The organism is Erwinia sp. V71, from assembly GCF_965644245.1.
Classification (GTDB): domain Bacteria; phylum Pseudomonadota; class Gammaproteobacteria; order Enterobacterales; family Enterobacteriaceae; genus Erwinia.
Genome location: NZ_CBFFRK010000315.1, coordinates 1 through 314 on the forward strand (window position 1 = coordinate 1; position 314 = coordinate 314).

The window sequence follows — 314 nt, forward strand, 5'->3', positions numbered from 1 at the left end:
CAGGATAGCTTATCGGTAGCTAACCGTCCCTCCATCCACATGACCAAGCGTTGCACTTATTATCTGAATTCGCGTTCTGCCCGATTCAGATTTCGGTTCGCTAACCAGACAATGGCGATCACAAAGGCAATAAAGCCAGCCAAAAATCCCCAGTCATTCTGGAAAGCATGCCCCAGTACCAGACCTGTACTAAGGAAGGTGCGATTTAATCGGTGGGGTTCAGTGGAGTCCTTAGCTGTATCGCGAATTCAGATAATAAGTGCAACGCTTGGTCATGTGGATGGAGGGACGGTTAGCTACCGATAAGCTATCCT

1 pseudogene is annotated in these 314 nt (G+C 48.4%); it reads right to left on the reverse strand.

The window, feature by feature from the left end:
• Positions 1–59 precede the first annotated feature (59 nt).
• Positions 60–194: pseudogene (locus ACSZO1_RS22790) on the reverse strand (hypothetical protein); the annotation flags it as partial.
• Positions 195–314: the final 120 nt, after the last annotated feature.